This window comes from Streptomyces sp. NPDC007872, from assembly GCF_042868165.1.
GTDB lineage: Bacteria > Actinomycetota > Actinomycetes > Streptomycetales > Streptomycetaceae > Streptomyces.
Genome location: NZ_JBIAEA010000006.1, coordinates 328365 through 353560, shown reverse-complemented (window position 1 = coordinate 353560; position 25196 = coordinate 328365). Strand labels below are relative to the sequence as shown.

Here is a 25196-nt window from a genome sequence, read left to right as displayed (position 1 = left end):
GGGGCCTTTCCGGGGTCCGTTCAGAGGGTGTCGGAGGGGACCGTCAGCACCAGCGACCGCCGGTAGAGGTCCTCCAGGTACGCGGGGAACGCCGGCTCCCCGCCGGGGTCCCCGCCGCGGGAGGGGGCGCCCGCCGGGGCGAGCGGTGCGACGGGCAGGCCGGCCGTCCGCAGCAGCCGGGGGCTCGCCGTGTGCAGGACGCCCCCGCGGTGGACGACCTGGGCGAGCAGCAGCCGCTCGTGGGCGGGCAGGCCGTCCAGCTCGGGCGCGGTGAAGGCCCGGCGGACGTCCGCCTCCTCGTAGCCGGTCCGCTCGACGGCGAGGTCGGTGTGGAGGACGTCCATGAAGGGGTAGTACTCGTCCTGCGTCTTCCGGTCGTATCCCCACACGAGGTCGTCGCAGCGGCCGACCTGCTCCCAGCTCATGACGACCCGTCCGGCCTTCCCGGCGGCGAGCCGGCCGATGAAGAAGGCCTTGGCGGCGCGCCGGACGGCGTCGTCCTCGCTGTGCATGCCCATGAAGAGGGCGGCGTCCACGAAGGTCACGGCGTCGGTGTCAGGCCGCATAGCGCTCGAGCACCTTCCGCATCCGGTCCATGGCGCCGGCGAACACCTCGGGCTCGCGGGCCAGGGCCAGCCGGACGTACCGCTCGCCCTTCTCCTTGCTGTTCCAGTAGAAGAAGGTGCCCGGCAGGACGTACACCTCCTCGTCGAAGAGGACGGCCTGGAGACGGGTGGCGGTCAGCTCCTCGGAGGTGATCCGGAACCAGGCGACGCTGGTGCCGACGACCGGCTCCTGGAACTCCAGGATCGTGCCGTCGAGGGCGGCGCGGGCGGCCGCGGCGTTGGTGGTGATGATGTCGCGGACGGAGGCGAAGCCGTCGGCGATGGAGTCCTCGACGTACTGCGTGACCATGTTGAGGACGAAGGGCGAGACGTTCAGGAGGACGCTGGTGTGGAGGTTGTAGACCTCCTCCTGGATGTTCCGGCTGGCGGTGATCATGGCACACTTGGCGTCCTGGATCGGCCAGGTCTTCCCGGTGTCCTCCATGACCATGTACGTGACGCCGGACTCCTCCAGGAGTTCGTAGACGTCCACCCGGCCGATGCCCTCGTCGCACAGCGCGAAGGAGGCGAAGCAGAAGTCCATCACCAGGACCTTGTCGTGGTCCACGCAGTAGCGGACGACCTCGCGGAAGCCCTCCAGCTTCTCGGCGAGCAGGGTGAAGCCGGTGGGGTTGTTCGGGTCGACGAGGTAGATCGCGTCCGCGTCGATCGCCTCGGACAGCCGGTCGTAGATGGCGTCCTTGTCGTGCAGCACCGACTCGTCCACGGGGCCGAGCGGCACCTGCATGTTGCGCAGCAGGTCCACGAGGTTGTCGAAGCAGGGCTCGACCAACTGGACGGACATGCCGCGCTGCTTGAGGAACATGCCGGCGACCATGGTCGAGACGCTGGCGGAGTACGACAGGAGCGTGCGGTCCATGGCGCGGGCGGTCGGCTGCCGGTGCAGCCGGAAGAACGCGTCCAGGAACCGGCGCTCGAAGTGGGCCTGCTGCTTCGACTCGGACTCGTGCCACAGCTCGGGGAGCCGCGAGACGATCCGCTCCTGGGAGGCGGACTGACGCTGGTGGGTGTGCGCGTCGGCCAGGTTGAACCGGGTCTTCAGGGCTTCGATCTCGTGCTGGGTGAGGTCGACGAACGTGCTGACGTCTGCCTTGTCGGTCAACGACATGAAGGACTCCCGCTGTCGATGCGAATCTGCGTCCGGAATTCCGGCGGCGGGGACGACTGTAGGAGCTTCGAGCGCCCTTGCGAATAACGGCCGGGTCACGCAATTAATAATCACCGCGATGTTATGAACGCGAAAAAAAGGTACGACGGCCAGGCATTCCTCCCGGAGGAACGCCTGGCCGTCGTACCCGATGTTCGGTCGGTTATGGAAGAGAATTCAACCAATCAGTGGCCGGTATTCGGCGGACGCTATTCGGTGGCGGCCTGGAGCAGGATGTCCTCGTATACCTTCGGGTCGTCGGAGGCGATCACCGGCCAGCCGATGCCGTACGCGCCCTCCCAGCCCACGTCGATGCCGGGGTTGGCGTGGTCGGAGCCGTCGGACAGGAACAGGTGGGGGCTGCAGTTGATCCGGTCGGTCCGGGAGAGCGCGGCCTGGTCCGCGAGGTCCCGGCGGGCCCGCCCGTCGTCCAGCGCCTCGGCGAGCGCGTCGACGTCCACCGCGCCGGTGTCCGCGGCCACGTCCAGGATCACCTTGCGGTGGCTGATGCACCGCGACTCGGCCCAGAAGGCCCGCCGCAGCCCGAGGTCGAGCTGCTCCGACGCGCGCAGGCCCTGCTCCTTGGCGGCGAGGACCGCCTCCAGGGCGGGCAGCGTCGTCGAGGGGTACAGCCAGTCCTTGGCCTGCCAGAGCTGCCAGCCGGCGGCCGGCTCCAGGCTGGCCATCCGGGCGACCTCGCTGTCCGTGCCGGGGCGCGGGCTCGGGGCGTCGTTCAGCAGCTCCAGCGGGAAGGCGCGCAGGTCGAAGGAGACCTGCTCCTCCAGACCGAGGCGGGCCCGGGTGGCGTGCAACCGGTGGACGGCGATGTGCGCGAAGGAACACCAGATGTCGGAGAAGACGGTGACGACCCCGCGCGGCGGGGTCGGATCGGTGAGGACGGAGTCGGACATGGTTCTCCTCGGTTCGTGTGCGGGCGGAGCGGGGGCTCAGCCGGAGGGGGACTCGTGGGCGTCGAGCGCCGCCTCGAGGTCGAGGTCGGCGCCGGGCAGCCAGGCGGGCAGGGAGGGGATGCGGGCCATGGCGTCGAAGAGCCGGGGCACGGCGTCCTCGCGCACGGTCGGCCCGTGCGCGCTCAGCAGGCGCGCGGGCCGCAGGGCGGCGAGCTCGCGCACCGGGCGGAGGAACTTCGCCTCGTCGACCAGGGCGGTCCAGGGGGCTATCGCCCGGTTCAGGACCTCGAAGCCGTGGAAGAACTCCTCCTCGGCCAGCTCGGCGAAGTCCTCCGTTATCTCCTCCACGACGGTGCCGAAACTGTCGGAGCTGTAGAGGGTGCCGTCGGAGTGGTCGAACACGGCGAGGGTTCCGGGTGAATCGAACGTGGGCGGCCGGTGAAAACTCAGCTCGCGGTCGCCTATTTTCGTCCGGCTTCCCGGGTTCGCGGTCACCAGGCGGTCCTGCGGAATGCCGAACTCCTCGGATATGCGTGTCACCGATATCGCGTTGGCGAGCACCCTGGCGTTCGGCGCGTCCTCCAGGAGGCGGGCGAGGGCGCCGGTGTGGTCGCGGTCGTCGTGGGTGACGACGATCCAGCGCAGCTCGGCGGGGTCGATCAGCGACCGGAGGGAGTCCAGGAAGCCCTCCCGGTCGACGGGCATGCCGGTGTCCACCAGGACGGGCTGTCCGGACCGTACGAGGAAGGCGTTCACCGGCTGGTCGCCGAGGTCGGGGATGGGCAGGGCCGAGGGGAGGACGTGGATGTCCGGCCCGGCGGTGTAGGACGCTTTCATGACGCACCTTTCGTGACGCACCTCATGGCGCGCCGGGTGCGGGCGCGCCTCCTGCGGCGCGCCTTCCGCGACGCGCCGGACGGGTCGGACGGGCCGGAGCCCCGGGCGGGGGCCCCGGGGACTCCGGCCCGGGATCAGACGAGCTGGATGGTCAGGGAGCCGGCGATCAGCAGGGCGAGGCCCAGGGCGCGCGGCTTGGTGAGGGAGCGCTGCGGCAGCTTGAACAGGCCCTTGTGGTCGATGAGGGCGGAGGTGAGCTGCTGGCCCGTCACGGTGAGGGCGATGGTCACCGCAGCGCCGATGGACGGGATGAGCAGGAAGGTGCCGGTGACGTAGGCGGCGGCACAGGCGCCACCCAGCCAGCCCCACCAGGGCATCTTCTTCAGCGGGGCGATCTTGGGCTTGGGGGTGCGCCGCGTCGCGTAGAGCACGAGCAGGACGACGGCGATGGTGAAGGTCGCCACGGCGAAGCTGATCACCGCGACGGTGATGGGCTCCTTGAGCTGGGCGCGCAGTTGGGCGTTGACCGCGCCCTGGATCGGCAGCACGCCGCCGGCCACGACGCCGAGGGCGAGCCAGCCGGCACGGCCGGCGCTCGACATCCTGGGGGCACCGGCGGGGGCCGCGGCCTTCATGCCCCGGATGATCACGACGATGCCCGCGAGGACCGCCACGGCGCCCAGGACGATGCCGGCGCTGAGCTCCTTCCGCTCCAGGCCGAGGAGGCCGAAGAGGTCGAGCGCGAGCGAGGCGAACATCTGGCCGGTCACGAAGAGCCCCACGGCGGCGAGGGCGCCGAGCCGGGGGAAGAGCAGGATGCCGCTGGTGATGTAGAGCGGGCTGGCGAGCCCCCCGAGCAGTTGCCAGGGCTCGACGTCGGGCAGCTTGCCGAGCGCGCCGAGCGCGCCGGCCGCCACGGCGAGGACGACGAGCAGGCCGGTGGCGACGCCGAGCTGGATGGTCGAGGCGCCGTAGGGGGTGCCGACGGCCGAGTTGAGCTGGAGGTTCACCGAGGCCTGGACGGCCAGGAGGCAGCCGACCAGCAGGGCCGCGGCGAGGAGCGCGGTGTGCATGGGATCTCCCTGGGGCGGGATGGCGAGCGGTAAGTGGACACTGAGTCCGTTTAGCATGCCACTCGACACGGCAAGTGGACAAGGTGTCCACTTATCTTGGGGAGAACTTGAGGGAAGTAGGGTCGGGCCCATGAGCGACGACGAGCAGCGGGGCGGCGGAGCCGACGCCGTGCACCGGGTCGACGGTCTCCTCGGCGACCTCCAGGCCGCGGACGAACGGCCGGTCGCCCCGCGCAGACGCGCGGACGCCGAACGCAACCGCGCCCAGATCCTGGCCGCGGCCGAGCGGCTCTTCGCCGAACAGGACCCCCGGACGGTCACCATGGACCGGATCGCCAAGGCCGCCGGGGTGGGCCGCGCCACGCTGTACCGGAGCTTCCCCGATCCGCCCTCGGTCGCCGTGGCGCTGCTCGACGAGCACGAACGCCGGCTCCAGGGGCAGCTCATCTACGGACCCCCGCCGCTCGGGCCCGGCGCCCCGGCGGGGGAGCGGCTCGCGGCGTTCTACCTGGCGATGCTGGACCTCCTCGAACGGCACCTGCCGCTGGCCCTGGGGGCGGAGACGGGGGCGGCGCGCTTCCGGACGGGCGCGTACGGCTTCTGGCGCGTCCACGTCCGGACGCTCCTCGTCGACCACGGGGTCGAGGACCCCGACCCGCTGATCGACATCGCGCTCAGCCCGCTGGCGCCGGAGCTCTTCCAGTTCCAGCGGCACGAACTCGGCCTGTCGGCCGAGCGCGTCGGCCGCTCGCTGACGGCCTTCGCCCGCCAACTGCTGCGGTCGGGGGACGGGCGCTGACGGACCCTCGGGCGGGGACGCCGGGGGCGGACCTCTCGCGGGGAGCGCGGACCTCTCGCGGGGAGCGCGGGCTTCTCGCGGGAGGCGTGGACTTCTCACAGGGGGCCGGGGCCGGGTGGCACCGACGGGGGCTCGGTCCGTCGATGCCCTCGGCCCGGTGCCGCTCGGGCTGCCGGTGTCCTCGGTCCGGTGCCGCTCAGGCCGGCGTGGGCCGTGAGGTGTGCGGGGCGGCGGGACGCGGGGCGTGCGGGGCCGGCCGGGGCGGGGGCGTGGGGCCCGGCGTCGGACGGGGCGCCTGCCCCTGGGCGTGGGGGCCCGGCGCGGCGGTGCGCGGGGCCGGGGGGTGAAGGCCCGGGGTGGCGGGGGTGCGCGGGGGCTGGGCGTGGGGGCCCGGCGTGGCGGTGCGCGGGGGCTGGGGGCGCGGACCCGGCGTGGCGGTGCGCGGGGTCGGGGCGTGCGGGCCCTGGGGAGGGGGGCCCTGCGGGTGGGGAGCGGGGGCCGGGGCGGGGCCGTACGACGTCTGCCCCGGCGCGAGGGGTGCCGGGGTCGAGGCCGGGCCGGGCTTCCGCGGGGTGTCCGCGGGTCCCTGCGGCGGCTGGGCGGCCGGGTGGACGAGGCCGGGCAGGATCAACTCCCAGATGCGGCGGAGCCGTTCCTCGGCGGAGCCGTGCAGGGCACCGCTCTCGGGGACGCACGGACCCTGCGGCCCGCCGTCGCCGAGGAGCCGGAGCGCGTCGGCCGGGGGACACGGACAGCGCATCTCCAGCTCGACCCCGGTGACCACGTAGCCGATCAGCGTCGCGACCGCCGTCGCGTCCACGCCGGGACGCAGGGCCTTCTCCGCCACCGCGTACCGCGCCAGCCGGCTCACCTCGCGGCGCCAGGGGCAGTCGCGCGAGGAGGCGGGATCGGTCGGCTGGAGCTCGCGGGCCAGGCGCTCGCCGGCCCGGGCCACGGGATCGGTCTCGAAGAGCCGGATGAGGGCGTGGGTGGTGATCACCAGCTTGTCGACCGCCGTGCCGCCCACCCCCTCGGCCGATAAGCAGGCCGACTCGACGGTGATGCCGGTGACCGCGCGGGCCCGGGCGCGCACCGCGACCGCCAGGTCCGCCTTCGTCGCGAAGTGGAAGACCAGGGCTCCCGTCGTCACGCGGGCGTCCCCGGCGATTCTCGCCAGGGACGCCCGCTCGTATCCCCATCTGTCGAACACCCGCGCGGCGGCCGACAGGATCTCCTGTCTCGTCCGCTCTGCCCGTTGCTGTATCGCCATCGGCTCCCCCGTCGGCTTGGTGGTGCAGAAGGTGTCGGAGTGCTGTGTCGGAGTGCTGTGTCCGGGCACGTGCCCGTGGCCGACTCGAAACTATCCGGCCGGACGGTGGCGAAACGTCGCCCACCGTACGCACGGCCGGAATTGGGGGGTTGACGGGTGTACGCCTCCCAGGTCGCGGACGTACGACCCGCGCCGGACGCCCGCGAAGTGACCGGAACCGGCAGTCCGGGCCGTCAGGTGGATTCGGCCGTTCCGGTGGCGGCGGAACGTCGTGGCCGGGAACGGGAGACGGCCACGCCCGCGAGGCACAGCGCGCCCCCGGCGAGGGTGAGCGCCCCGGGCAGTTCGCCCAGGAACGCCCACGCGAGCAGCACCACGAGCGCGGGCACGGCGTACGTCGTCGCGCCCATCCGCCCGGCGGTCGTACGGGCCAGGGCGTAGGCCCAGGTCGTGAAGGCCAGCGCGGTCGGGAACACCCCGAGGTAGACCATGTTCAGGGTCGCCGACAGCGGCGCCCGCCCCACCTCCCCGGCCAACTGCCCGGCGAACGGCAGGCACGCCACCGCCCCCACCAGGCACCCGAACGTCGTCACCTGGAGCGCGCTGCCGTGCGCGAGCGCCGGCTTCTGGGCGACGACCCCGCCCGCGTACGCCACCGCGGCGAGCAGGCAGAGCGCGACCCCCAGCACCGAGGCGTGGCCGCCGGAGGAGTCCCGGGACATCGAGAGGCCGACGGTCACCGCGCCCGCGAACGACACGGCCATGCCCGCGAGCAGCCGGGGCGGCAGGGACTCCCCGAGGAACCGCGCGCCGAGCAGGGCGATCAGGATCGGGCCGATGTTCACCACCATCGCGGCCGTGCCCGCGTCGACCTCCTGCTCGCCCCAGTTGAGCACCACCATGTACACCCCGAACCAGAGCAGGCCCGAGACCGCGATCCCCGGCCAGGCCGCCCGGGGCGGCAGCCCCTCGCGCCGCACCAGGAGGACGGCGCCGAGGACCAGGACCCCGGAGAGGAGCCGCCCGAGCGCGAGCGCGCCGGGGGAGTAGGCGGCACCCGCGCTGCGGATGGAGACGAAGGCCGAGGCCCACAGGACGACGGTGACACCGGCCGCGACGAGCGCGAGCCGGGGGGATGACTTCTGCATGCCCCGACGGTAGGCGGTGGACCCTTCGGCACTCACCGCAATATCCTCGAGACCGGGACCGGGACCGGGACCGGGACCGGGACCGGGAGTCCGAGAGGACGGCTCCGCACCGTCTACCGCTGCCGGCCCAGCTCCCACAGCCGCCACACGCCGCTGTCGTCCGCGACGAGGTAATGGCCTCCGGTGACCGCCGGGCGGGTCACCACGTAGGTCTTCTTCTGCCACAGGGGCACCAGCGGAACGTCCTTCGCCACCACCCGCTGGATCACCCGGAACCGCTCGACGCTCCTGTCGCGGTCGACGAACCGCTGCGTCGCCTCGATGGAGCGGTCGATCTCGGCCGACGCGTAGCCGTTGTGAAGGGTGTTGCCGCTCCCCACCAGCGGCTGGACGAAGGTGTCCGGGTCGGGGAAGTCGGGACTCCACTGCAGGACGTAGGCGTCGAACTCGCCGCTCTTGTAGCGTTCCTGGTACCTCACCCAGTCGGGCTCCTCGACCAGTTCGACCCGGAACAGGCCCTTCCGTTCCAGTTGCGCCTTCAACGCGCGCGCCTCGACGGCGGCGCTGCCGACCTGGTGGCCCAGCGTGATGCGCACCGGGGTGGACACGCCGGCGTCGTGCAGCCGCCGCGCCGCCCACTCCGGGTCCGACTCGGGGTAGACGTCGTAGAAATCCGTGCCGTGCCCGGGGATGCCCCGGGGCACGAGGGAGTAGAGCGGCGACACGGTGTCCTTGAAGACCGCCTCCGCCAGCCGTCCCCGGTCGACGAGCGCGGCGACGGCTCCGCGGGCCGCGACCCGGCCCAGCGGGCGGTGCGCCGGGCGCGTGTTCAGGACGAGGTAGCGGCCCACCGTGCTCTCCCCGACGGAGAGGCGCGCGTCCGCGTCCCCGCCGTTCTCGAGGGAGGCGAGCGTCGCGGAGGTGAGCCCGGCGTGGGCGACGTCGATCTCCCCCGCGTTCCAGGCCTTCTCCACCTCCTGGGAGGTCGGGTAGTAGCGGATCTCGACCGGCTTGCCCTCCTTGGGGACGGCTCCCCGGTACGCGGGGTTCGGGACGAGGCCGATCCGGACGCCCTTCTCGTACGAGGAGAGGAGGTACGGCCCCGACCCCGGGAAGGTCCGCCGCGTCCGGAGCCCGTCCCGGGGGAACTCGGCCGGATCGACGATCGATCCCGCGGGTGTGGCGATCTTGGAGGGCCAGGTGGCGTCCGCCGTCGCGAGGTGGAAGGTCACGAAGGGACCGCTCGCCTCCACGGAACGGAGGTTCGCGAACAGCGGCGAGGGTCCGAGGGGGTCCCGGATCTCTAGGACGCGGTCGAACGAGTGCTTCACGGCCGCGGCGGTGACCGGATGTCCGTTGGAGAACGTGAGGCCGTCGCGCACCTTGCACCGGTAGGTGGTCAGGAGCCCGGTGAACCCGCACGATTCGGCCGCGTCGGGCCGGGGCACGGTCGCCCCGGGGTCGAAGGTGAGCAGGCTCTGGTAGATGTTGCTGTACAGCGCCCAGGACCCGCTGTCGTACCCTCCGGCGGGGTCGAGGTGGGTGAGGCTGTTCGCCGTCCCGACGACGAGGGGCTCTTCCGCCGCGGTCGTCAGCGGCAGCAGCCGGTAACCGCAGGCCGCCAGTAACACGCAGGCTCCCGCCGCGATGCCGAGGCTTCTGCGCTTCATGTGAGGGTCTTCCTTCTGCGTGGGGGGGTGAGGCCGTGCGTGGGGAGGGGGAGGGGCGGGCGGCCGGCGCGACACCGGACAGCCCCGGCAGAGGGGAAGCCGCCGGGGCTGTCGGGCATCAGGGGGGAAGGGCCGGCCGGTGCGGGGCCCGGGTCAGCCGGTGGTGACGGCGGTCAGGGTCTTGTCGGCGTCGGAGAGTCCGGCGCCGCAGCCGCCGGAGCAGGTGCCGGGCAGGGCGCGGGTGTTGTTCTTGATGGTCTGCTCGATCTGGGCGGGGGTGAGGGAGGAGTTCTTGTGCTTCAGCAGCGCGGCCAGGCCCGCGATGTGCGGGGCGGCCATGCTGGTGCCCTGGTAGGAGGCGTAGGACTCGTCGCCCGGAGACTTGGTCCCCTTGTTGAGGGAGGACCAGATGCCGTCCGCGTCGCGTACGGCGGTCTCGCCGCCGGGCGCGGTGACGTCGACGACCTTGCCGTAGTTGGAGTAGGCGGCGCGGTTGCCCTCGCGGTCCGAGGCGGCGACGGTGACGACGTTGGCACAGCCGGCCGGGCTGTAGGCGGCGGCGTCCTTGTTGTCGTTGCCGGCGGACACGACGACGGTGGTGCCCCGGTCCCTGGCGCCCTTGAGCGCGGCGTTGTAGGCCTCGTCGCAGGTGAACTCGCCGCCCAGGCTCATGTTGATGACCGCGGCGCGGTTCTTGTTGGCGGGCACGCCGGTCACGGTTCCGCCCGACGCCCAGGTGATGGCGTCGATGATGTCGGAGGTCGTTCCGCCGCACCTGCCCAGGACGCGGACGGGCAGGATGCCGGCCTCGTGGGCGACGCCGACCGTTCCGTATCCGTTGGCCGCGGCGGCGATCGTGCCGGCGACGTGGGTGCCGTGCCAGGAGCTGTTCCGGTCGCCGGAGGGGACGGGGTTGCCGTACTTGTCCTTGCCGCACTCGCCGGTCTTCAGCCAGTCGCCGGCGTCGGAGGGGTCGTTGTCGCGGCCGCCGCCGTCGTTGGCCGTCCAGGTGTTGGAGATGAAGTCGTAGCCGGGCAGCAGCTTGGCGCTCAGCTCGCTGTGCTTGGTGATGCCGGTGTCGATGACCGCGACGGTGACGCCCTTGCCGGTGGCCTGCTTCCAGGCCGAAGGAACGTTCATGCCGGCCGTGGTCTCGTACAGGTCCCACTGGTAGCCGTACTCGGCGGGGTCGACCGCGGTGGCGTACACCCGGCGGTCGGGGACGACGTAGGCGACGTCGGGGTCGGCCAGGAAGGCCGCCGCGACCTTCTGCGCGTCCTGGACCTTGTCGGCCTCGGGCAGTTCGACCAGGGCGGCGCCCGTGCCCAGGCGGCGCTCGAAGGAGACCGGCTCGCCGGTCTTGCCGGCCTTGGCCTCGGCGTCCTTCACGACCGCCGCGTTCGACGTGGCCTCCGCCGCCTGGGACTTGTACCCGACGATGAAGCCGTCGACGAGCTCGGTGGCACCGGAGACGTCGGCGGTCACGGGGGCGGGAGCGGTCGCGAGGGCGGCGGCCTTGCCGGTGCCGGCGGGACGGGCCGCGTCCGAGGAGCCGCCGGCGAAGGCGACGCCGGTGCCCATCACCGCGGCGGCGGTCGCGACCGCGAGGGTTATGCGGAGGGGGGTGAAACCGTGCACGTGGGTTCCTTTCGATCCGATCGGGCGGGTGGTCCGCCGTCTCGGGGTGGGACAAACAGGGGAGCCGGGCATCCGGCCGCGCGGGCGCACCCGAGCGCCCGGCTCCTGCTTTCCGAGTGCCGCCCGTTCCTCGGTGGGGGGTGGTGGGGGGTGAGGGGCGGCGTTGGTGTGCACGACGGGCGGCGGGGCCGGGTACGCCCGTGGCCCGTCGTGGTGCGGCCGACCGCCGCGAAGGGCGAGTGATCGACCGGTGGCGGAAACCTATGGACGGGGACGGCGGAAGGGCCATCCGGGTGCCCGCACATACGGACACCTATTTATTTCGACGCGGCGACGGGTGGGTGAGGGCCGTACCGCCCGGGAAGGGGCGGTCGCGCGGCCGGTCCGGTGCCGGGAGGTTGATTGCGTATCCGTGGAACCGGCTCTCCGGATGTTCGGGCGTACGGAAGGGACCTAGGTTCGGGCGTCGGCCGACCGGACTCGTGGGTCCGTGCGGAAGAACGCGCGGGATCCCTCCAGCCGCGGTCGGCCGACCTGTGCACGGGCGTGCGGAACGAGCTGTGCGCGCCGCCCTCGGGCAGTCCCGGCCGGACGGCACCGCGCCCTGCTTCTCGGCAGTCGGCCGGGCGTGCTCCGCGGCGCGCCGTCGCCGAAAGCTCTTCCGCGCGCCCGGGCACGCCCGCCCGTCGCATGCCGGGCCCCCGCGCGCACGTGAATCCGCGCCGCCCGCCGCCGGTTGCCGCGCAGCGTGCCGGATTTCCGGTTTCGCGCGGGAGGGACGGTGAAAATTCCGTTCCCGTGCCCGTGTGCTCGCGCTGTCGCCTTGATACGGTTCCGGAATCGGCTCGTACGGACCGGTGCCCCGGGCGCGGAATGCCTTTCGCGGGATTCCCGCCGGACGGGACCCCGGCCGTACCGGATTCCCGCCGTGCGGATTCCCTCGGCAAGGCATTTCCGCCCTACGGGATTTCCGCCGCGGGTCCGAGGTGCCGGGTGCGCCGTGACCGGGCCGCCCGGAAGGAAGAGAGCGAGGATGACGGCGTGATCGAGACGCGTGGTTCCGCTCTGCGGCCCCTGGCCCGCGTCCTCGCCGACGGAAGCGCCGAACCGGTGCTCCTGTTCGTCGAAGGCGCCGCCGGCACGGGAAAGAGCCATCTGCTCCGGGAACTGGCCGACCTGCCCGGGACGGCGGACACGGCCCGGGTGCGGTGGCGGTGCGGAGCCGGCGACGGCCCGCCGGAGCAGGACGGGCACCGGCGGACCCCGGCCCTGTGGCTGGTGGACGACGTCCACCGGGCGGACGAGGACGAGCTGGCGCGGCTGCGCCGGGTCCTCGAAGGCCTCGCACCGGGCTCGGCCGCCGCCGTGACCTACCGCCCCGAAGAGCTCCCCGTGCCCGGCCTGCCGCTGGGCGCTCCGCCCACGGCGTACCCCTCCGGCCTGACGGTGCTCCGGCACCGCCTCGCGCCCTGGGACGAGGAACGCGTCCGCCGCGCCGCCGCGGAGGCGCTGGACGGCACCTGCACGGACGGGGCGGTGCGCAGGCTGCGCGAACTCACCGGCGGGGTGCCCCGGGTGGTCGTCGACCTCCTCGCCGTACTGGGGGAACAGCGGCCGCCGTTCACCGGCACGGCCGCCGAGGTGGAGGCGGCCGGCGTGCCGGCCCGCCTCGCGGAGCTGGTCCTGAGCCGTACGCACGCGCTGTCCCCGGCGCACCGGCCGGTGGTCTGGGCGGCCGCCGTGCTCGACGAACCCGTCGGCCGCGACGAGCTGATCGCCGTGTCCGGACTCGGAACCGCGACGGGCGGCAGCGCCCTGCTGCGGGCCCTGGAGGTCGCCGCCCTGGCCGAGCCCGCCGAAGGCCGCTACGGCTTCGCCGTCCCGCTGGCCGCACCGGCCGTACGGGCCTGTGTGCCCGGGCCCGTGCGCCAGGACCTGCACGAGCGGGCGGCGGGCGTGCTGAGCCGCAGGCAGCCCGTGCCCTGGGTCGGCGTGGCCGACCACCACAGGGCGGCCGGAGAGACCCGCGGATGGCTCAGGGCGGTGGAGCGGGCGGCCGGGTCGGCGGCCGCGTCCGGCCGGCACCAGCAGGCCGTCGCGCTCCTCGAACGAACCCTCGCCACGCCCGGCCTGCCCCCGCAGAGCCGGGCCCGCCTCGCGCCGCTCCTCGCCCGCAGCGCGGTGACCGGACTGCGCTCGGACCAGACCGTGGAGGTCCTCGCGCAGATCGTGCGGGACACCGACCTCCCCCCGGCCGTGCGCGGAGAGCTGCGGCTCGACCTGGGCCTGATGCTGTGCAACCAGATGGGCCGCTTCCCCGAGGGATGGCGGGTCCTGGAGACCGCCGCCGCCGAACTGCGCGAGGTACGGCCCGGCTTGGCCGCGCGCGCCATGACGGCGCTGTCCAGTCCCTATTGGCCGGGGCCTCCCCTCGACGTCCACCGGCGATGGCTGGCCGAGGCCACCGTCGCGGCGGACGCCAGCGGGGACGAGCCCATGCGCACGGCGGTCCTGGCCGGCCGGGCGGGACTCGCCATGAGCTGCGCCGATCCGGGAGCGTGGGAACTGGCGAAGGAACTGCCCGGGAAGGACACGGACCCCGCGTCCGCCCGACAGGCGGCGCGCGGTCTGTGCAACGCCGCGGACTTCGCGGTCTGGCTCGGCTTCTACGAGCGGGTGGAGGACCTCCTCGCGGCGGGGAGCGACCTGTCCGCACGCAGTGGTGCGCCGTACATGGAGTACAACGCGCTGGGGACGCGGCTGCTCCAGGAGTGGTGGACCGGTCAGTGGCCGGGCCTGGCCGAGCGGTGCGAGGAGTTCGTCGCCGCGACCGCCGACATGCCGTTCCTCGCCTCCGACGCCTACGTCGTGCGCGGCCTGCTCGCCGTCGCCCAGGGGGACTGGGGGGAGGCCGCGTCCTGGCTGTCCCAGCGGGGGACGTTCGGCAGGGAGAAGCTGCCCGTGCCGCTGGGCGCGACGGCGGCCGGCGCGGTGGTCCGCCTCGCCCTGGCCCGCCAGGAGGTGGAGGCCGCGGCCGAACAGGCGCGCGCCGCCTGGGCGGTGGTGGCCGCGAAGGGCGTGTGGCCGTGGGCGGCGGAACTCGCGCCCTGGGCCGTGGAAGCGCTGTCGCGCGCGGGTGACGGGGCCGCGGCGCGCGCCATGGTCCGGGACTTCTCCCAGGGCCTCGGGCGGGGTGACGCACCCGCCGCCCGGGCCGCGCTGCTCTGGAGCCGGGCCGTACTCGCCGAGACGGAAACGCCGCCGGACGGGGAGGTACGGGACGGGGAGGAGCGGGACGCAGAGGGCCGGGACGGGGAGGAGCGGGACCGGCTGCTGCGGGCCGCCGGACTGTACCGGGAGGCCGCGGCGGTCTACGCGGAGCTGCCCCGCCCGTACTCCCGGGCGCTGACGGCGGAGGGCGCCGCGCGGTGCGTGCTCGCGGCGGACGCGGGAACGGCCACGGGGGCGGTCGCCGAAGCGGACGCGGGAACGGCCACGGGGGCGGTCGCCGAAGCGGACACGGATGTGGCCACAGGGGCGGTCGCCGAAGCGGTCGCCGAAGAGGACTCCGGTACGACCGTGCGGACGGGGGACGCCGCCCTGTCGGCGATCGCCGAGCTGGAGGACTGCGCCCGGCGCTTCGCCGAACTGGGGGCCGTCTGGGACGCGGCGCGGGCCAGGGCCCTGCTGCGCACGCGCCTGCCGGCGAAGAAGGGCCGCCCTCCCGGCCGCCCCTCGCACGCCGACGGCCTCTCTCCCCGGGAGGCGGAGGTGGCCCAGCTCGCGGTCTCCGGCCTGACCAACCGGGAGATCGCCGCGACCCTGCACCTCTCCCCCCGGACGGTGGAGCAGCACATCGCCCGCGCCATGCGCAAGACGGGGGCCCTCTCCCGCCGCGACCTCGCCCACCGGCTGGAAGACGTCTCCCGGGGAGCGCCGGAGGGCTTCGGGGAACGCTAGGGGGCGCCCCACCGGGACGGGACGAACCCGTCGGTGCGGAACGTCCCGTCGTGCCCCCAGGCGTCCACGGTCGCGGCCGTCCAGTCGAACACCCAGCCGGGGCGCAGCCCGCGCGCTCCCCAGCCGTCCGGACGCCGGCGGGGTATCGGGAAGCCCGCCCTCTGCGCGGCGGCCGCCGTGTCGCAGGTCTCGCGCGCGATGCGCAGCGCGTCCGACCAGGTGTCGGCCGGCCCGGTGAGGACGTGCAGTCCGCACTGCTCGGGCCGCACGGAGTTCTTTATGGGGACATTGACCTGGAAGTAGACCTTGGCCATGGCGCCGTCTCCTCGGTTCTGCGTTCTCCCGCCCAGCGGGCTGCGCTTCGGGACCGCTCGACTGCCGATCGGATCCAGCCAGCCTACGAACAGGACCGGGCCCTGAATATCCGGAAACGGCCGATCACCTATACGTATGCCGGTCGCCGCCCGAAGGGCGTGCAGTCCTTCCTGCCGATCTGTCCGGTACCGCCCGAAGGCCGGCGGCAATAAGCGGATCGGCTTCCGGTAAGACGCTTTCCCATTCAACCGGGCAGCCGTGAATTCTGTTAAAAACTCCCCGCCGCACGCGTCTTGAATTTCTTTCGATCGCTACGCAATAGTTCGGACCACGGCGAGTCGGTGACTCTCCGTCAGCCTGGAACCGCCTTTCGTCGATGCGTTGTTGGCGCATTTCGGCGATAAACCCCCCATCGGGTTCCCGGCTGTCGTCCGGAAGGAAACAACGTGCGCAACTCTCGTAGGTACCGCCTGGCCGCGGTGGGCATCGCGCTCTCGGCCTCGGCGGTCCTGGGCACCCAGGTCACGGCCCAGGCGCAGGACACGGCGTCCACCCCCCGCTACCAGCCCGAGATGGTCCGGGCGCTGGCCTCTTCGCTCGGCGTGAGCGAGAAGGCCGCGGTCGACCGCCTGGACCGGCAGGACGCCCAGCAGGCCGTGCTCGCCCGGCTGGAGAAGAGCGGGATAGCCGGCGACGGCGCCTTCTTCGACGCCTCCGGCACGCTGACCGTCAACGCCGACGACCAGGCCGAGGCGACCAGGATCGAGAAGGCCGGCCTCGCCGCCCGGGTGCCCGCCCGCGGTCAGGCCGCACTCGACGGGATCAAGGCCGAACTGGACGCCCTCGCCGCGAAGAAGGTCCCCTCCGGAGTGGCCTCCTGGTCCGTGGACCTGGCCTCCGACAAGGTGACCGTCAAGGTCGCCGACGACCGGGGCGCCGCCGCCAGGGCGTTCCTGGCCAAGGCCGCGAAGCACGGCGCCGCCGTTCAGATCGTGCGGGGCCAGGAGAAGCTGGAGCCCAAGGCCGCGATCTACCCCGGCAGCAAGATGACGTTCAACAACACCTCCCAGTGGTGTTCCGTCGGCTACGGCGCCCGCGACAGCTCCAGCCGGCAGTACCTGGTGACCGCCGGGCACTGCGTCACCAACACCCTGCGCTACGACGGAACGGCCTTCGCCCAGGGGTACAAGACCCGCTACGCGCTCGGCACCCGCAGCGTCGACATGGGCATCCTGACCGTCAACTCCGGCCACTCGATCGTCACCGCCGTCGGCACCTGGGGCCAGGGCAGCACCAGCACGGTCGCCGTCAAGGGCAGCAGCCGCGCCGCGTCCGGCGCCGCGCTCTGCAAGTCCGGCGCCACCACCGGCTGGACCTGCGGCACGGTCGGCTCCTACAACAACACCGTCACCTACATCGACCGCAGCGGCGGCCCCGACACGGTCGTCAGCGGCCTGGCCTCCTCCACGGTCTGCGTCGAGGGCGGTGACAGCGGCGGTGCGTACATCTCCGGCAACCAGGCCCAGGGCATGACCTCCGGCGGTCCGACCGACCAGCAGTGCACCGGCGGCGTCAACTCCCGCGGCACCTCGTACTTCCAGCCGCTCGACGACGCCCTCAAGTACTACGGCCTGACGCTCAACACCAACTGAGCACGTCCACAGCAGGACCGGCCGGGGGGCGCTCGCGGACAAGGCGAGCGGCCCCCGGCCGCCTTTTCCCCCACAGCCCTGCCCGCAGCCCCCGCCCGCTGGAAGACGCCATGCCGAACGCCCCCCACCCCGACGACCCGGACAGGATGTTCGCGGCCGTGTTCAAAGAGGCCCTGCGGCGGCGGGGCCTGCCGCTGGACCGCGTGCGCGACCACCTGGAGTCGTACGGGATCACCCTCAGCCTCGCCACCCTCAGCTACTGGCAGAGCGGGCGCAGCCTGCCGGAGAAGCCCCAGTCCCTGCGCGCCGTCGACGTCCTGGAGCCCTTCCTCGACCTCCCGAGCGGCACCCTGCGCTCGCTGCTGAGGCGCCGGCCGCGCGGCTGGGTCCCGCAGCACGACCCGGCCGCCGTCCGCGGCGTCTACGGCGAGGGCTCCGACCTGGAGAAGGTCCTCGGCGACGCCTTCCCGCACTTCAACGCCGGTCTGCGGCGGCTGGTCGTCCACGAGGCGGTGAGCGTGAACGAGCACCGCCTCATCGACGCGATGCGCGTCACCGTCGCGGTCCGGGCCGTCCGCGACGACGTGCGGCACCTGACGGTCGTCCACACCCTGGACTCGGCGAAGACCGACGCGCACGCGGTCGACCTCACCGTCCCGCACGGTCCGCGTCCGCACGTCCGTGTACGGCCGGAGCTGAACTGCGTGGTCGCCGAGCTCCCCCTCGGCCGCCGGCTGGCCAGGAACGAGACGGCGGTCGTCGAGTACACGCTCCGCTCCCCCTCCACCGCGGGCGTCTCCCACCACCACGAACGCCGCGTCACCACGTCCCTGCAGACCTATCTGCTCCAGGTGCGCTTCCACCCCTCGGCGGTCCCGGCGACGTGCTGGCACTCCTACCGCCGGCAGCTCGGGGCCGAGCCCCGGAACCGGCAGCTCGCGCCCCTCGACGACTTCCACACCACGCACCTGCTGTCCGTGAAGTGCGCACCGGGCGTGTACGGCGTCGAATGGCGGTGGACGGACTGAGACCCGGCGGGGCCCCGCGCGGGCCCCACCGAAGCCGCAGCCCTCCCCGCGACCGTCACCGCAGCGCCCCCGGCGCGATCCCCAGGCAGGCCCGCAGCGCGTCCTCGCCCGCCGGGGTCACCCGCACGGCCCGCCCGGACCCGATCCGTACGCACCACCCGGCGTCGAGCGCGTGGCGGCAGAGCGCGGCGCCCGCGGCCCCCGCGAGGTGCGGCCGGCGCTCGGTCCAGTCGAGGCAGCCGCGCGCGACGGGCCGCCGCCCCTTGCGTACGAGGGCGATGCCCTGCTCGCCGAACCACGCCAGGCCCCGGTCCGTGAGCGCGAACCCGGCGTCCTGCCGCAGCAGCCTCCGCGCCGTCAGCGCCTCGGTGAGCGCGGTGCCGAGCCGTCCGGCGAGGTGGTCGTAGCAGGTCCGGCCGCGGGCCATCGCCGCTCCGGCGCTCGCCTCCCGCAGCGAGCGGGGCCGCGCGGGCGCCGGGGGGCCCGACCGGGCGGCCAGGTCCTCCACGAGGTGCGCGGTCCCGGCGTCGGCGAGCCGTACGTACCGGTGCCTGCCCTGCCGTTCCTCCGCCAGCAGCCCGCCGCCGACCAGCCTCCCGAGGTGCTCGCTCGCGGTGGACGGCGCCACCCCGGCGTGCCGGGCGAGCTCCCCGGCGGTCCAGGCCTGCCCGTCGAGCAGGGCGAGCAGGAACGCGGCACGGGTCTCGTCCGCGAAGAGCGCCGCGAGCGCGGCGAGGTCCTTGGCAGCCATGCCCCCAGGTTGCCGCACTCACCCTTCGGCGGCGGCCGAAGCGTCGCGGGGGCCCGAAGCGTCGCGTGGCCCCGAAGTCTCGCGTGGCCCCGAAGCGTCCCCGGGCCCCGCCGTCCGGGACGCGTACTGCGCGGCGAGGCCGTCCAGGAGCGCCCGCAGGCCCGTCTCGAAGGCGCCCTCGTCGACCTGCCGGCGGCGCTCCGCGAGCAGGTGGGCCTGGCCGAGGTGGGGGTACTCGGCGGGGTCGTACGCCGTCTCGTCGTCGACGAAGCCGCGGGCGAAGGAGCCGAGGGCGGAGCCGGTGATGAAGTACCGCATGAGGGCGCCGATGTACGTGGCCTGGGCCGGGGGCCAGCCCGCGCGGACCATCGCGCCGAAGACGGCGTCGGCGACCCGCAGACCGGCCGGGCGGCGGCCGGGGCCCTGGGCGAGGACCGGGACGATGTGCGGGTGGTCGGCGAGGGCGGCGCGGTAGGAGACCGCCCAGTCGTGCAGCGCCGTCCGCCAGTCGCGGGGGTCGTCCGCCGCGAACATCGACAGGTCGATCTTCGCGCTCACCGCGTCCGCGACGGCGTCGAGGATCTCGTCCTTGGTGCGGAAGTGGTTGTAGAGCGAGGGCCCGCTCACCCCGAGCTCGGCCGCGAGCCGGCGGGTGGAGAGCGCGGCGAGGCCCTCCGCGTCGACCAGCGCGCCCGCCGTCTCGACGATGCGGTCTCGGCTGAGCAGGGGCTTGCGCGGTCGGGCCATGGCGCACATAGTAGGCCTGCGCTTCGAAAACTAGCAGTGGTAATTAAAGCGGTGATGATCAAAGTGACGGCCGACGGCCGGGTGAGGTGGCACGGTGGATCTGGCGCTGAGCGAGGAGCAGGAGGCCGCACGGCGGCTCGCCGAGGACTTCGTCGCCCGGGAGGTGACCCCGCACGCCACCGCGTGGGACCGCGCGGAGGAGGTGGACCGGGGGATCGTGAAGAAGCTCGGCGCCGTCGGCTTCCTCGGCCTCACGCTCCCGGAGGAGTACGGCGGCTCGGGCGGTGACCACCTCGCGTACTGCCTCGTGACCGAGGAGCTGGGCCGCGGCGACTCCTCCGTGCGCGGCATCGTCTCCGTCTCCCTCGGCCTGGTCGCCAAGACGATCGCCTCCTGGGGGAACGAGGAGCAGAAGCGGGCGTGGCTGCCCCGGCTCGCCTCCGGCGAGGCGCTCGGCTGCTTCGGCCTCACCGAGCCGGGCACCGGCTCCGACGCCGGGAACCTGGCGACCCGGGCCGTGCGCGACGGCGACGACTACGTCGTCAACGGCGCCAAGATGTTCATCACCAACGGCACCTGGGCCGACGTCGTGCTGCTCTTCGCCCGCACGAACGACGCCCCCGGGCACAAGGGCGTCTCCGCCTTCCTCGTCCCCGCCGACGCCCCCGGCCTCACCCGCCGCCCCGTCCACGGCAAGCTCGGACTGCGCGGCCAGGCCACCGCCGAACTGGTCCTGGAGGACGTCCGCGTCCCGGCCTCCGCGATGCTCGGCCCCGAGGGCAGGGGCTTCGCCGTCGCCATGTCCGCCCTCGCCAAGGGCCGCATGTCGGTCGCCGCCGGCTGCGTCGGCATCGCGCGGGCCGCCCTCGACGCGGCCCTGCGGTACGCGGGGGAGCGCGAGCAGTTCGGCAAGCCGATCGCCTCGTACCAACTGGTGCAGGAGCTGATCAGCGACATCTCCGTCGACGTGGAGGCCGCCCGGCTGCTCACTTGGCGGGTCGCCGACCTGATCGACCGCAACCTGGACTTCGCCACCGCCGCCTCCCAGGCGAAGCTGTACGCCTCCGAGGCCGCCGTCCGCGCCGCCAACAACGCCCTCCAGGTCTTCGGCGGCTACGGCTACATCGACGAGTACCCGGTCGGCAAGCTGGTCCGCGACGCGCGCGTCATGACCCTGTACGAGGGCACCAGCCAGATCCAGAAGCTCGTCATCGGCCGGGCGCTGACGGGGGTCTCGGCCTTCTGAGTACGGGGCCGCGCGCCCCTGAGTACGCGGACGGATGTGGCGGGGGCCACATCCGTCCGATGCTGTCCGGCATGAGCGACACACCGGTCAAGCAGCAGAACACCGCCGCCTACTACACGCAGGCCGTCATCTCCTTCGGGATCGCGCTCACGGCCGTGGCCGTCGGCGTCTACCGGCTCGACGCCAGCGCCTGGGTGCGCGCCTTCCTCGCCGTCTCGGTCCTCTACCTCACGACCTCGGCCTTCACCCTGGCCAAGGTCGTCCGCGACCGCCAGGAGGCCGGCCAGATCGTCAGCCGCGTCGACCAGGCCCGCCTGGAGAAGCTCCTCGCCGAGCACGACCCCTTCCAGAAGCTCTGAGCCCGCGCCCGGCCCCGCCGGGCCCCGCCAAGGGATCTAAGCGCTTGCTCACCCTCGTTGATATGGTGTCCGTGCTGACGGGGACCGAAGAGGAGTGTGGGATGAGCGCGGCGGAGGAGACGCCCGGGGGCGAGGACGTGCCCTGGGGCGAGGTCACGCCCGAGGCGGCGCGGCGGCTGCTGGTGGCCGCCGTCGAGGCGTTCGCCGAGCGCGGCTACCACGCCACCACCACCCGGGACATCGCCGGCCGCGCCGGGATGAGCCCGGCCGCGCTCTACATCCACTACAAGACCAAGGAAGAGCTGCTCCACCGGATCAGCCGCATCGGTCACGACAAGGCCCTGGAGATCCTCCGGGCCGCCGCCGACGGCGGGGGCACGGCGGCCGAGCGCCTCGCCGACGCCGTCCGCTCCTTCGTCCGCTGGCACGCCGAGCGCCACACGACCGCCCGCGTCGTCCAGTACGAGCTCGACGCCCTCGGCCCCGAGCACCGCGCCGAGATCGTGGAGCTGCGCCGCGAGTCCGACGCGGCCGTGCGCCGGATCATCAACGAGGGCGTGGCGTCCGGGGAGTTCGACGTCCCCGACGTGGCCGGCACCACGGTCGCCGTGCTGTCCCTCTGCATCGACGTCTCGCGCTGGTTCACCACCCAGGGCCGCCGGACGCCCGACGAGGTCGGCGCGCTCTACGCCGGCCTCGTCCTCAGGATGGTCGGCGCTCAGAAGTAGTAGCGGGAGACCGACTCGGCGACGCAGACCGGCTTCCCGGAGCCCTCGCGCTCCACGGTCACCGCCGCCGTCACCTGCACGCCGTCCGGGACCTCCTCGACCTTCGCCAGGACGGCCGTGGCGCGCAGCCGCGAGCCGACCGGCACGGGGGCCGGGAAACGCACCTTCTCCGTGCCGTAGTTGATGCCCATCCGCACGCCCTCGACCGCCAGGACCTGCGGGACGAACACCGGCAGCAGCGACAGCGTCAGATAGCCGTGCGCGATGGTGGTGCCGAACGGCCCGGCGGCGGCGCGCTCCGGGTCGACGTGGATCCACTGGTGGTCGCCGGTGGCCTCCGCGAAGAGGTCGATCCGCTTCTGGTCGACCTCCAGCCAGTCGCTGTACCCGAGCTGCTCGCCGACCCCCGCGCGCAGCTCCTCGGCGGAGGTGAAGATCCTCGGCTCGGCCATGTCCCTGCTCCCTCTCGTCACGTTCCCTCCGGGCGCCCCGCACGCTCCGGTCGCACTGTCCAAGCGCTTGCTCAGCTTGTGGTGCGGACGGTCCGCTGTCAACGCCCGGCCGGGCGCCGGGGCGGTTCCCGTAGGGTCGCGGAGTGCCGCAGATTCCAGAGAAGATCCACGAGCTCACCGTCGGCCAGCTCTCCGCCCGCAGCGGGGCCGCCGTCTCCGCCCTGCACTTCTACGAGGCCAAGGGGCTCATCAGGAGCCGCCGCACCAGCGGGAACCAGCGCCGCTACGGCCGCGACACCCTCCGCCGGGTCGCCTTCGTCCGCGCCGCGCAGCGGGTCGGGATCCCCCTGGCCACCATCCGCGAGGCGCTCGCCCGGCTCCCCGAGGAGCGCACGCCCACCCACGAGGACTGGGCCCGCCTCTCGGCGGCCTGGCGCGCCGAACTCGACGCGCGCATCCAGCAGCTCGGCCGCCTCCGCGACCACCTGACGGACTGCATCGGCTGCGGCTGCCTCTCCCTGGAGACCTGCGTCCTGTCCAACCCCGACGACGTCTTCGGCGACCGGATGGCGGGCTCCCGCCTCCTCCCGGTGCGCCGCCCGGCCCCGCGGGAGAACGAGCAGGCCTAGGGGGTGTCCGGAGGATCAGGGTCCGGTGGGCCCCGGTCGCCCGGCCCGGGGGACCGCGGCGGGGCCTGAATCCGCGCCCGTCGCGCCCGCGTGGAGCGCGTCAGGGGTTTCCGGCCCCGCCTTCGGTCCCGCCCCCGGCGTCCCGGAGGGTCACGCCGCCGACGCCAGTCGCCGGCCCCGGTCGGCCCGCGCCCGGGCCAGGGTGGTCGAGGTGAGCACCGCCCGGGGGACGCCCACGCCGCAGTCGGCGCACACCGGGCCGTGCCACGGCTCGTACCGGTCGCCGGGCCCCGACCACTCGATCCGGGGCCCCGCGCACACCGGGCACGCCTCGCCCGGACCGCGCTCCAGGGCCGTGATCAGCCGCCGCAGCACTTCCGGCAGCGGCTCCGACGGGTGCACCTCGGGATCGCCGCACCGGACCACGCCGTTGCCGCCCCAGACCCGCCGGTGCCAGTCGTCGAGCGCGCCGAGCCGGCGCAGCCCCTCGTGCTTCTCGCGCCGCCGCCGGGCGGCGAACTCCTCCTCGTACGCGAGCCACACGGCCCGCGCCTCCTCCAGCTCGTCGAGCGCCGCCACGAGCCGCCCCGGGTCGAGCTCCCGGTCCTCGGGCCCGAACCTGTGCCTCCGGCACAGGTGGTCCCAGGTCGCGCGGTGCCCGTAGGGAGCGAACCGCTCCAGACACTTGCGCAGGGAGTACCTGCGCAGCGCCGTGTCGCACCTCGGATCGCGCACCTGTCTCGCGAGACTCCGGAAACCGGCCATCTCCCGCCACCTCCGTCGCTGGTCCTTCCGCGGTATCAGAGGGACGAACGGGAAGCCGTCTGTGTTCCATCGAAATGCGGATGGCAGCCATCAGTGGGGCGGGAGGGGCCCGTGGGGCGGGGCGGAACCACCGCGTCCGGGGGCCGCCGGGCCGGGCTCACCGGCCCGTCCCCGACGCCGACACCACCACCCGTGCCAGCTCCGGGCGGCAGAGGTCGTCGTGCGAGCGGACCACCTCCGCCGTGTCCACGTTCACGCACCCCGCCCCCGGCACCCCCGTGCGCAGGACCGCCGCCAGGCTCCGCGCCACCGTCCCCGGCACCGCCCGCACCCCGTCGTGCCCGATCGCCCCCCAGCGCGGATCGTCCCCGTCGGCGGGACCCGGGCCGTCCGCGAGCCGGACCGCCAGCGGATACAGCGTCCCGAGCGCCGTGTCGTGCCGCGAGTGGCAGACCACCAGCGGCCCCCTGATCCGGTGCTGGAGGTCCCGCAGCGCCCCGGACCGCTCGGGCGCGTGCGGCAGCCGCGCCGCGAACGCGTAGTGCGAGAAGGCGCCCTGAAGGAGCGTCACGGAGGCGACCGGCCGGGCCCCGGCGGGCAGCCCCCGCAGCGCGTGCGCGACGAGCCGGGCGCCCGTGCCGTGCCCGACGAGGTGGATCCGGAGCCCGGGGGCGGCGCGGGCGACCTCGCCGAGCAGCGGCCCGAGCCCGTGTTCCCCGACGCGTCCGGCCCGCCGCCCGAGGACGTGGTACGCGGCCTGCCGCAGCGCCTCCCGGGCCCCGAGCCGACAGCGCTCCGGGCCCTCCGGGAGCTTTGGGCCCAGGGCGTCGGCGAACCGGCCGCACACCTCCACCGGGTCCGCCGCCAGGAACGCCGGCACCGGCCCCCCGGCGCCCGGCACGTCCGCCAACTCCCGCAGCAGCGCCCCGAACTCCGCGGACGCCGCCTCCTCCGCCGGTGCCGAGGCGAGGAGGTCGGTGAGCCGCTCCAGGACCGGCTCCTTCTCCGGGAGGACCGTCGCGAGGGCCCGGTAGTCGGGGCCCGGCTCGCCCGTGCACACCGCCGAGGGCCAGACCACCCCCGCGTACCCGGCCTCGGCCCCCGGGGCGAGCAGCCCGGGGAAGGGGGCGAAGAAGTCCGAGCAGAGCCGGGTCGCGCCGGACGGCGAACCGTTTCGCCCGTGCGCGAGGAGGAACAGGTCCGAGACCCCCTGCCGGGCCAGCGCGGCGAGCGCCGCCGCCTGCCCCGGGGGTCCGTCGCCGTCCTGGTCGAAGGTGATCTCCCGGTACGGCTCCACACTCATCCCGGCCACGGCACGACCGTCCCTCCGCTTCGAGGGGGCCGCGGCACCGAGTGCGCCCCGTGCGCGGGCGGCGGCTCCACGGCCAGCATGCCCGCGCACGGCCCCTTCCAGACCCGCGACGGGGATCCGGCACGGGGGCCCG

22 protein-coding genes and 1 pseudogene are annotated in these 25196 nt (G+C 73.9%); 8 read left to right on the top strand and 15 right to left on the bottom strand.

Annotated elements, in window-relative coordinates:
* Positions 1-20 precede the first annotated feature (20 nt).
* The 5 genes from ACFYNX_RS23490 to ACFYNX_RS23470 all read right to left on the bottom strand — a co-directional run bounded on the left by ACFYNX_RS23490 (position 21) and on the right by ACFYNX_RS23470 (position 4594).
* Positions 21-566 (bottom strand): DUF6190 family protein, encoded by a 546-nt coding sequence (locus ACFYNX_RS23490; RefSeq protein WP_388663793.1) that lies wholly within the window; start codon positions 564-566, stop codon positions 21-23.
* Positions 556-1734 (bottom strand): aminotransferase class I/II-fold pyridoxal phosphate-dependent enzyme, encoded by a 1179-nt coding sequence (locus ACFYNX_RS23485; RefSeq protein WP_388663791.1) that lies wholly within the window; start codon positions 1732-1734, stop codon positions 556-558. The genes ACFYNX_RS23490 and ACFYNX_RS23485 overlap by 11 nt, the downstream gene beginning before the upstream one ends.
* Positions 1735-1982: 248 nt before the next feature.
* The gene (locus tag ACFYNX_RS23480; RefSeq protein WP_365540055.1) at positions 1983-2684 is read right to left on the bottom strand and encodes a DsbA family protein; all 702 of its coding nucleotides are present in this window, start codon (positions 2682-2684) and stop codon (positions 1983-1985) included.
* Between the two features lie 36 nt (positions 2685-2720).
* Positions 2721-3521 (bottom strand): MBL fold metallo-hydrolase, encoded by an 801-nt coding sequence (locus ACFYNX_RS23475; protein WP_388663789.1) that lies wholly within the window; start codon positions 3519-3521, stop codon positions 2721-2723.
* 134 nt (positions 3522-3655) lie between these two features.
* Complete coding sequence (locus tag ACFYNX_RS23470; RefSeq protein WP_356546131.1) at positions 3656-4594, bottom strand: DMT family transporter; 939 nt, start codon at positions 4592-4594, stop codon at positions 3656-3658.
* Between the two features lie 130 nt (positions 4595-4724).
* Here ACFYNX_RS23470 and ACFYNX_RS23465 point away from each other — a divergent pair, with 130 nt between their 5' ends.
* The gene (locus ACFYNX_RS23465; protein ID WP_388663786.1) at positions 4725-5393 is read left to right on the top strand and encodes a TetR/AcrR family transcriptional regulator; all 669 of its coding nucleotides are present in this window, start codon (positions 4725-4727) and stop codon (positions 5391-5393) included.
* 196 nt (positions 5394-5589) lie between these two features.
* Here the strand turns inward: ACFYNX_RS23465 and ACFYNX_RS23460 are convergent, their stop codons facing one another.
* The 4 genes and pseudogenes from ACFYNX_RS23460 to ACFYNX_RS23445 all read right to left on the bottom strand — a co-directional run.
* Positions 5590-6663, bottom strand: coding sequence for a TetR family transcriptional regulator (locus ACFYNX_RS23460; RefSeq protein ID WP_388663784.1), 1074 nt, complete (start codon positions 6661-6663; stop codon positions 5590-5592).
* A gap of 233 nt (positions 6664-6896) precedes the next feature.
* Positions 6897-7811: a DMT family transporter gene (locus ACFYNX_RS23455; RefSeq protein ID WP_365540051.1), complete on the bottom strand. Its 915-nt coding sequence runs from the start codon at positions 7809-7811 to the stop codon at positions 6897-6899.
* 113 nt (positions 7812-7924) lie between these two features.
* Positions 7925-9481 carry an ABC transporter substrate-binding protein gene (locus ACFYNX_RS23450; protein WP_388663782.1) on the bottom strand — a complete coding sequence of 519 codons (1557 nt, stop codon included), beginning with the start codon at positions 9479-9481 and terminating at the stop codon, positions 7925-7927.
* A gap of 156 nt (positions 9482-9637) precedes the next feature.
* Positions 9638-11062 (bottom strand): annotated as a pseudogene (locus tag ACFYNX_RS23445) (S8 family peptidase); the annotation flags it as partial.
* A 1098-nt stretch (positions 11063-12160) separates the two neighbouring features.
* On the opposite strand from ACFYNX_RS23445, the gene ACFYNX_RS23440 reads away from it, so the two are divergent.
* A complete protein-coding gene (locus ACFYNX_RS23440) occupies positions 12161-15079 on the top strand; it encodes a LuxR C-terminal-related transcriptional regulator (RefSeq protein ID WP_388663780.1) in 2919 nt (972 codons plus the stop codon).
* Here the strand turns inward: ACFYNX_RS23440 and ACFYNX_RS23435 are convergent.
* A complete protein-coding gene (locus ACFYNX_RS23435; protein ID WP_365540048.1) occupies positions 15076-15393 on the bottom strand; it encodes a hypothetical protein in 318 nt (105 codons plus the stop codon). The genes ACFYNX_RS23440 and ACFYNX_RS23435 overlap by 4 nt on opposite strands.
* A 447-nt stretch (positions 15394-15840) precedes the next feature.
* Between ACFYNX_RS23435 and ACFYNX_RS23430 the strand changes: the two genes are divergently transcribed.
* Positions 15841-17046 (top strand): S1 family peptidase, encoded by a 1206-nt coding sequence (locus tag ACFYNX_RS23430; protein WP_388663778.1) that lies wholly within the window; start codon positions 15841-15843, stop codon positions 17044-17046.
* Between the two features lie 110 nt (positions 17047-17156).
* Positions 17157-18074: a hypothetical protein gene (locus ACFYNX_RS23425; protein ID WP_388663776.1), complete on the top strand. Its 918-nt coding sequence runs from the start codon at positions 17157-17159 to the stop codon at positions 18072-18074.
* 55 nt (positions 18075-18129) lie between these two features.
* Here ACFYNX_RS23425 and ACFYNX_RS23420 read toward each other — a convergent pair whose 3' ends face one another.
* A complete protein-coding gene (locus ACFYNX_RS23420; protein WP_388663774.1) occupies positions 18130-18825 on the bottom strand; it encodes an ArsR/SmtB family transcription factor in 696 nt (231 codons plus the stop codon).
* 18 nt (positions 18826-18843) lie between these two features.
* Entirely contained in the window at positions 18844-19572 is a 729-nt protein-coding gene (locus ACFYNX_RS23415; protein WP_388663772.1) for a TetR/AcrR family transcriptional regulator, read from the bottom strand.
* 94 nt (positions 19573-19666) lie between these two features.
* On the opposite strand from ACFYNX_RS23415, the gene ACFYNX_RS23410 reads away from it, so the two are divergent.
* From ACFYNX_RS23410 to ACFYNX_RS23400, 3 genes are all read left to right on the top strand, one after another.
* Positions 19667-20818 (top strand): acyl-CoA dehydrogenase family protein, encoded by a 1152-nt coding sequence (locus ACFYNX_RS23410; RefSeq protein WP_388663770.1) that lies wholly within the window; start codon positions 19667-19669, stop codon positions 20816-20818.
* 71 nt (positions 20819-20889) lie between these two features.
* Positions 20890-21177 (top strand): YiaA/YiaB family inner membrane protein, encoded by a 288-nt coding sequence (locus tag ACFYNX_RS23405; RefSeq protein WP_365540042.1) that lies wholly within the window; start codon positions 20890-20892, stop codon positions 21175-21177.
* Between the two features lie 101 nt (positions 21178-21278).
* On the top strand, positions 21279-21905 hold the full coding sequence (locus ACFYNX_RS23400; RefSeq protein WP_388663768.1) for a TetR/AcrR family transcriptional regulator: 627 nt from the start codon (positions 21279-21281) through the stop codon (positions 21903-21905).
* Here ACFYNX_RS23400 and ACFYNX_RS23395 read toward each other — a convergent pair.
* Complete coding sequence (locus tag ACFYNX_RS23395) at positions 21896-22357, bottom strand: MaoC family dehydratase (protein ID WP_365540040.1); 462 nt, start codon at positions 22355-22357, stop codon at positions 21896-21898. The two genes, ACFYNX_RS23400 and ACFYNX_RS23395, sit on opposite strands and share 10 nt — an antisense overlap.
* Positions 22358-22500: 143 nt before the next feature.
* Here ACFYNX_RS23395 and soxR point away from each other — a divergent pair, with 143 nt between their 5' ends.
* Complete coding sequence (gene soxR / locus ACFYNX_RS23390; protein ID WP_365540039.1) at positions 22501-22986, top strand: redox-sensitive transcriptional activator SoxR; 486 nt, start codon at positions 22501-22503, stop codon at positions 22984-22986.
* 150 nt (positions 22987-23136) lie between these two features.
* On the opposite strand, the gene ACFYNX_RS23385 is transcribed toward soxR, so the two are convergent.
* Positions 23137-23751, bottom strand: a complete 615-nt coding sequence (locus ACFYNX_RS23385) for a hypothetical protein (protein ID WP_365540038.1) — start codon at positions 23749-23751, stop codon at positions 23137-23139.
* Positions 23752-23908: 157 nt separating this feature from the next.
* Positions 23909-25054, bottom strand: coding sequence for a serine-threonine protein kinase (locus tag ACFYNX_RS23380; protein ID WP_388663942.1), 1146 nt, complete (start codon positions 25052-25054; stop codon positions 23909-23911).
* Positions 25055-25196 lie beyond the last annotated feature (142 nt).

What these genes read in the sequence shown, in the direction of transcription:
- ACFYNX_RS23395 (WP_365540040.1), bottom strand. Translation starts at nt 22,357, where the DNA reads ATGGCCGAGCCGAGGATCTTCACCTCCGCCGAGGAGCTGCGCGCGGGG.
- ACFYNX_RS23460 (WP_388663784.1), bottom strand. Translation starts at nt 6,663, where the DNA reads ATGGCGATACAGCAACGGGCAGAGCGGACGAGACAGGAGATCCTGTCG.
- ACFYNX_RS23470 (WP_356546131.1), bottom strand. Translation starts at nt 4,594, where the DNA reads ATGCACACCGCGCTCCTCGCCGCGGCCCTGCTGGTCGGCTGCCTCCTG.
- ACFYNX_RS23385 (WP_365540038.1), bottom strand. Translation starts at nt 23,751, where the DNA reads ATGGCCGGTTTCCGGAGTCTCGCGAGACAGGTGCGCGATCCGAGGTGC.
- ACFYNX_RS23475 (WP_388663789.1), bottom strand. Translation starts at nt 3,521, where the DNA reads ATGAAAGCGTCCTACACCGCCGGGCCGGACATCCACGTCCTCCCCTCG.
- ACFYNX_RS23490 (WP_388663793.1), bottom strand. Translation starts at nt 566, where the DNA reads ATGCGGCCTGACACCGACGCCGTGACCTTCGTGGACGCCGCCCTCTTC.
- ACFYNX_RS23380 (WP_388663942.1), bottom strand. Translation starts at nt 25,054, where the DNA reads ATGAGTGTGGAGCCGTACCGGGAGATCACCTTCGACCAGGACGGCGAC.
- ACFYNX_RS23480 (WP_365540055.1), bottom strand. Translation starts at nt 2,684, where the DNA reads ATGTCCGACTCCGTCCTCACCGATCCGACCCCGCCGCGCGGGGTCGTC.
- ACFYNX_RS23420 (WP_388663774.1), bottom strand. Translation starts at nt 18,825, where the DNA reads ATGGCTGCCAAGGACCTCGCCGCGCTCGCGGCGCTCTTCGCGGACGAG.
- ACFYNX_RS23455 (WP_365540051.1), bottom strand. Translation starts at nt 7,811, where the DNA reads ATGCAGAAGTCATCCCCCCGGCTCGCGCTCGTCGCGGCCGGTGTCACC.
- ACFYNX_RS23485 (WP_388663791.1), bottom strand. Translation starts at nt 1,734, where the DNA reads ATGTCGTTGACCGACAAGGCAGACGTCAGCACGTTCGTCGACCTCACC.
- ACFYNX_RS23465 (WP_388663786.1), top strand. Translation starts at nt 4,725, where the DNA reads ATGAGCGACGACGAGCAGCGGGGCGGCGGAGCCGACGCCGTGCACCGG.
- ACFYNX_RS23450 (WP_388663782.1), bottom strand. Translation starts at nt 9,481, where the DNA reads ATGAAGCGCAGAAGCCTCGGCATCGCGGCGGGAGCCTGCGTGTTACTG.
- ACFYNX_RS23425 (WP_388663776.1), top strand. Translation starts at nt 17,157, where the DNA reads ATGCCGAACGCCCCCCACCCCGACGACCCGGACAGGATGTTCGCGGCC.
- ACFYNX_RS23415 (WP_388663772.1), bottom strand. Translation starts at nt 19,572, where the DNA reads ATGGCCCGACCGCGCAAGCCCCTGCTCAGCCGAGACCGCATCGTCGAG.
- ACFYNX_RS23435 (WP_365540048.1), bottom strand. Translation starts at nt 15,393, where the DNA reads ATGGCCAAGGTCTACTTCCAGGTCAATGTCCCCATAAAGAACTCCGTG.
- ACFYNX_RS23405 (WP_365540042.1), top strand. Translation starts at nt 20,890, where the DNA reads ATGAGCGACACACCGGTCAAGCAGCAGAACACCGCCGCCTACTACACG.
- ACFYNX_RS23400 (WP_388663768.1), top strand. Translation starts at nt 21,279, where the DNA reads ATGAGCGCGGCGGAGGAGACGCCCGGGGGCGAGGACGTGCCCTGGGGC.